The organism is Microbacterium sp. NPDC003461, from assembly GCF_053588335.1.
Map to the genome: position 1 here is coordinate 1 of NZ_JBSFPT010000051.1, position 5,572 is coordinate 5,572.

Annotated in this window: 5 protein-coding genes; all 5 read right to left on the reverse strand. The window is 71.8% G+C overall.

The window, feature by feature from the left end; genetic code table 11:
• Window positions 1-32: 32 nt before the first annotated feature.
• Window positions 33-836, reverse strand: a complete 804-nt coding sequence (locus tag ACWDR7_RS12875; protein ID WP_449855296.1) for a succinate dehydrogenase/fumarate reductase iron-sulfur subunit — start codon at window positions 834-836, stop codon at window positions 33-35.
• 10 nt (window positions 837-846) lie between these two features.
• A complete protein-coding gene (locus ACWDR7_RS12880) occupies window positions 847-2,844 on the reverse strand; it encodes a fumarate reductase/succinate dehydrogenase flavoprotein subunit (RefSeq protein WP_449855297.1) in 1,998 nt (665 codons plus the stop codon).
• The gene (locus ACWDR7_RS12885) at window positions 2,841-3,554 is read right to left on the reverse strand and encodes a succinate dehydrogenase cytochrome b subunit (protein WP_449855298.1); all 714 of its coding nucleotides are present in this window, start codon (window positions 3,552-3,554) and stop codon (window positions 2,841-2,843) included. Before ACWDR7_RS12885 ends, ACWDR7_RS12880 begins: the two co-directional genes overlap by 4 nt.
• 119 nt (window positions 3,555-3,673) lie before the next feature.
• Window positions 3,674-4,552: a CPBP family intramembrane glutamic endopeptidase gene (locus ACWDR7_RS12890; protein WP_449855299.1), complete on the reverse strand. Its 879-nt coding sequence runs from the start codon at window positions 4,550-4,552 to the stop codon at window positions 3,674-3,676.
• Complete coding sequence (gene trmB / locus ACWDR7_RS12895; protein ID WP_449855300.1) at window positions 4,552-5,277, reverse strand: tRNA (guanosine(46)-N7)-methyltransferase TrmB; 726 nt, start codon at window positions 5,275-5,277, stop codon at window positions 4,552-4,554. The genes ACWDR7_RS12890 and trmB overlap by 1 nt, the downstream gene beginning before the upstream one ends.
• Window positions 5,278-5,572: the final 295 nt, after the last annotated feature.

Genomic DNA, 5,572 nt, shown 5'->3' on the forward strand with positions numbered 1-5,572 from the left:
CGATGATCAGGCCCGTGCCGACGTTGCCGTCCTCACCGAGGGGCGCGGCCGTGAGGCCGGCGTTGAAGCCGAACCAGCCGAACCACAGCACCGAGCTTGCCGCGGAGCACCTGGCGGAGCTTCTCGCGGTTGACGCCCGCGATGGCGGTGATGGGGATGCCGGCGGGGCACACGTCCACGCACTCGCCGTAGAGCGAGCACGGGCCGAACTCCTCCTCGGCCGTGCGCACCATCTCGCGCGCGCGGGTGGAGCGCTCGGCCTTCGTCGACGGCATCGTCGCCAGGTGCAGCAGCTTGGCGCCGACGTAGAGGTTGGCCGATCCGTTCGGGCACGCCGCCACGCACGCGCCGCACGCGATGCACGCTGCCATGTCGAGCGCGTACTCCGCCTTCTCGTGCGTCAGTTGGTGGGCGTCCGCGTCCGGCGCGGTGCCGGCGTCGATCGAGGCGTAGCCGCCCGCCTCGATCACCCGGCCGAGCCCGCCGCGGTCCACCGCGAGGTCCTTGAGCACCGGGTAGGCTGCGCTGCGGAAGGGCTCGAGGCGCACCGTGGATCCGTCGGGGAAGGATCGCAGGTGCTGGCGGCACGACGGGGTCTTCTCGACGGGCCCGTGCGGCCGCCCGTCGACCGTGATGCCGCACGATCCGCAGATCCCCTCGCGGCAGTCGCTGTCGAAGGCGACGGGCTCGCGCCCCTCGGCGACGAGCTGGTCGTTGAGCTTGTCGAGCGCCTCGAGCAGCGTGAACTCGGGCCCCGCGCCCTCGAGCACGTAGTCCTCGTAGCGCCCGTCGTCCGCCGGGGAGTCCTGGCGCCAGATCTGCAGTGTCAGCCTCATCCGTCGCTCCCTACCTGTAGTCGCGCGTCTGGAGGGGCACACTCGCGAACTCGAGCGGCTCCTGATGGCGGATGTACCGGCCGTCCGCGCCGCGCTCCCACGCCGAGGCGAACCGCCAGTTGTCGTCGTCGCGCTTGGCCTCGCCGTCGGGATGCTGGTGCTCGGTGCGGAAGTGCGCGCCGCAGGACTCGTCGCGGTCGAGGGCGTCGAGGCACATCAGCTCGGCCATGTCGAGGTAGTCGGCCACGCGCCCGGCCCGCTCGAGCTCCTGGTTGAAGCCGCCCGCCGATCCCTGCACGCGCAGGTCGCCCCAGAACTCGTCGCGCAGGGCCTGCACCTTGCGGATGCCGTCGGCGAGCAGCTCGCCGTCGCGGCTCACGCCGCAGTGCTGGTAGAGCAGGTCGCCCAGGCGGCGGTGGAAGCGGTCGGGCCCCTGCGTGCCACCGATGGCCGTGAGCCGCTCGACCCCCGCCTTCGCGTCGTCGACCGCGGCGGTGACCTCCGGGGCGTCGAGCGCGGGCTTGGGCGCGCCGAGCATGTCGGCGAGGTAGTTGGGCACGGAGTACGGCAGCGTGAACCAGCCGTCCACGCAGGCCGACAGCAGCGAGTTCGCCCCCAGGCGATTGGCGCCGTGATACCCCCACCCGGCCTCGCCGCCGACGAACAGCCCCGGGATCGAGGCCATCTGGTCGTAGTCGTTCCACAGCCCGCCCATCGCGAAGTGCGCGCCGGGCGCGATCCGCATCGGCACCGTGTACGGATCCTCGCCCGTGGCGTCGGTGTACATCTCGAAGAGGTTGCCGTAGCGCTCCTCGATCACGCCGCGGCCCAGCCGGCCGATCGCGTCGCGGAAGTCGAGGTAGACGGCGTTGCGCAGCGGCCCCACCCCGCGGCCGGCGACGATCTCGTCGCGCGCGGCGCGGCTGGCGACGTCGCGCGGCGTGAGGTTGCCGTACGCGGGATAGCGGCGCTCGAGGTAGTAGTCGCGCTCGTCCTCGGGGATCGTGTTCGGATCGCGGTCGTCTCCCGGGCGCTTGGGCACCCAGATCCGCCCGTCGTTGCGCAGCGACTCGGACATGAGGATCGTCTTGGACTGCCATTCGCTCGAGACGGGCAGCGACGTGGGGTGGAACTGGATGAAGGCGGGATTGGCGAAGTACGCGCCGCGGCGGTGCGCGCGGAACGCGGCCGTGACGTTGGAGTTCTTCGCGAGCGTGGACTTGAAGAACACGTTGCCGTAGCCGCCGGTGGCGAGCACGACGGCGTGTGCGGTGTGCGCCGTGATCTCGCCGGTGACGAGGTTGCGCGCCACGATGCCGGCGGCCCGGCCGTCCTCCACGACGAGGTCGAGCATCTCGGTGCGGGTGTGCAGCGTCACGCTGCCGCGGGCCACCTGGCGCAGCAGCGCCTGCGAGGCCGCCACCTGCAGCTGCTGCCCGGTCTGCCCGCGCGTGTAGTAGGTGCGCGAGACCTGCACGCCGCCGAACGAGCGCGTCGCCAGCTGCCCGCCGTACTCGCGCGCGAACGGGGCGCCGATGGCGTCCATGTGGTCGATGACGCGGATGCTCTCCTCGGCCAGGCGCCAGGCGTCCAGCTCGCGGCCGCGGAAGTCGCCGCCCTTGACGGTGTCCTTGACGAACCGCGCGAGCGAGTCGTTGTCGACCTTGCGGCCGCGCGCGGCGTTGATGCCGCCCTGCGCGGCCACGGAGTGCGCGCGGCGCGGCGCGTCGTGGAACGTGAAGGCCTCGACGTTGTAGCCGAGCTCGCCCAGTGCGGCGGCGCAGCCGGCGCCCGCCAGGCCGGTGCCGACGACGATCACCGAGAACTTGCGCCGGTTCAGCGGGCTGACGAGCTTGTAGTGCAGCTTGCGGTCGGTCCAGTACTCCGACACGGGCACGTCCGAGGGCACGAGGCCGGCGATGTCCGATCCGATGGAGCGCAGGCCGTCGAGCAGCTGCGCCTCCGATGCGGGGCGCACGCGCGGCGCGCCGGTGTCGGTCGTCGTCATGCGATCACTCCTCCCAGGACGAGCAGCGGGATGGCGACGTTGCCGAGGCAGATCGCCACGGCGAGCCCGCCGCCGACCCACAGCGCGATCTGCCGCAGCCGCTTTCCGGTGGCGCCGAGATCGTGCGCCGCCGTCCACACCCCGTGGAAGACGTGCACGGACAGGACGAGCATCGTGATCGCGTAGAACGCCGCCACGAGCGGGCGCTGGAAGCTCGCGACGAGGTTGGCATACGCCGATCCGGCCTCGAACTCCGAGGTGGCGGCCGGCGCCACGCCGAGCGTGAGGTCGAGGATGTGGAACACGACGAACAGCAGGATGATCACGCCGGTCATCGGCATGCTGCGCGCGAACCACGCGTCGACGCCCGAGAGCCCCCGCCGGCGGTGCGGGCCGCGCGCGCGGCGCGCGCGCACGATGAGCAGCACCGCGCACGCCACGTGCAGCACGAGGCAGCCGAGCAGCACGACGCGCAGGATCCACAGCAGGCCCTCGTACGGCAGCAGCGGCATGAGCACCTCGCGCAGCCAGTGCGCGTAGTGGTCGAACTCCTCCTGCCCCTGGAAGATGTGCAGGTTGCCGTACATGTGCACGAACACGAAGGCGGTGAAGATCAGGCCGGTAACGGCCATGATGACCTTGGCCCAGAAGTTCGACAGCGGCACGCGATGGCGCCGCGCCGTCGTGCGCCGATCCTGAACCGCCGTCATCCCAGTCCTCCTGGTTCCGCGGGTCCCGCCCCCTTGCGCGTCACTCTAGGGGGACGATCCGGCCCGGCGAAAGGGTGCGCGCGAAGCGGATCGCGATCCGGCGGGCCGGGGCGGCCGGCTCAGACGAGGAAGAGGGGGTCGAGCACCCCGGGGTTGTGCGCGTGCACGAGCACGAGGAACACGACGGCGTCGAAGAGCAGGTGCACCGTCACGACGTAGGCGAGCGAGCGGGTGCGCAGGAAGATGAAGCCCTGCAGCAGGGCGAAGGGGATCGTGAGGACCGGGCCCCACTCGCGGTAGCCGAGCTCCCACAGGAACGAGACGAACACGATCGCCTGCAGCACGTTCGCCGTGGCGACGTGGAAGTGCCGGCGCAGCAGCGCGAAGACGGTGCAGATGAAGAACAGCTCGTCCCAGATGCCCACCGCCCCGACGCCCACGAACAGCCGCGCGATGAGGTTCGCGTCGTCCACCACGGGCCAGTTGAGGTACACGCCGCTCGTGATGAAGTAGTACGGCAGGATCAGCCACCCCAGCGCGATCACTGCGACGAGCCAGGTCCACTGCCACGCGGTCCAGCGGCCGCCGCCGCGCCACGGGAAGCGGATCGCGTGATCGCGGAAGACGAAGCGGCTGAGCACGTATGGCACGACGACCGCGCCCCCGAGCGCCAGCGTGAAGGCGAGCATTGAGAGGTCGTCGAGCTTCGCCTCGAGGTGGATCGCCGAGGCGCACACGAGCCCGAGGGCGATGAGCAGCAGATCGCGCGCGAGGGAGGGCGTGCGAGTGGTCGGCTCCGTCGTTCCCCGGTCGTGTGACGGAGCGGCAGGCTGGGCCCCGAAAGCGACCAGCGCCAGCAGCACACCGACCACGAGCAGGGCGTAGCCGAGCGGGCGCGACTCGAGCACGAACATCGCCGGCGCCGCGAGGCACACGAGCAGCGCGGGGAGCACGCCCCACGACAGGAGCTGGCGCGGCGCGGCGGCGACGTGTCCCATCAGCCCCGGGGCACGCGCCGGTAGGCCAGGTCGCGGATGTCGCGGCCCTTCTCGATCCCCTTGCGCTCGAAGGCCGTCATGGCGCGCCCCTCGAAGCGCTCGGCCCACTCGCCGTCGAACGCGCGCTCGAACTCGGGGGCGGCGTCCATGACCTCGCGCATCTGCAGCGCGTAGTCCTCCCAGTCGGTGGCGAGGCGCAGCACGCCGCCGTCGCGCAGGGCGCGGCCGACGGTGGCGCCGAACCCCTCCTTGATCATGCGGCGCTTGTGGTGGCGCTTCTTGTGCCACGGATCCGAGAAGAAGATCCACACCTCGGCGGCGGAGCCCTCGGGCAGCAGCGTCTCGAGCACCTCGGGCGCGTTGGCCTCGATCACGCGCAGGTTGCGCGCGCCGGCCTTGTCGGCGTCGAGCATGGTGCGGGCGAGTCCCCCCACGTACACCTCGACGGCGAGGAAGTCGGTGCCGGGGTTGTTCACCGCGGCGTTCACGATGGCGTGGCCCTGGCCCGATCCGATCTCGACGATGAGCGGTGCCTCGCGCCCGAACTCCGTGGCCGGATCGAACACCGCGTCCGGGTGCACCGAGGTCGACGCCGCATCGCGCGGCACGTCGAAGCGGTAGAAGGGCGAGAGCTCGGCCCACGCGCGCTCCTGGGCCTCCGACATCCGCCCGCCCCGCCGCACGAACGACACGGGCTGATCGCGATATCGGGGTGCGTCGGGCATGCCTCCCAGGGTAGTCGGCCCGCGCCGCCGACCCGCTGCCGTGGTCGCCTCACCTCCGCAAGCCCACGGTTGCTGAACGAAGATGAAGCGACCACAGCAAGTCCATGACGGTTTCGGTGGTCGCTTCATCTCCGCGGCTCCGCCGCTCCGTTCAGCAACCGATGAGTGCGACCGATCGGGCGCCCTCCCACCGAAGCCGATCACTGTGCGAGCGCGAAGCGCGAGCGTGGGGGGGGCCCGGGGGGCCCCCCCCCCCCCCGCCCCGCCCCCCCCCCCAAGCCGGGCGCGAGGGGCG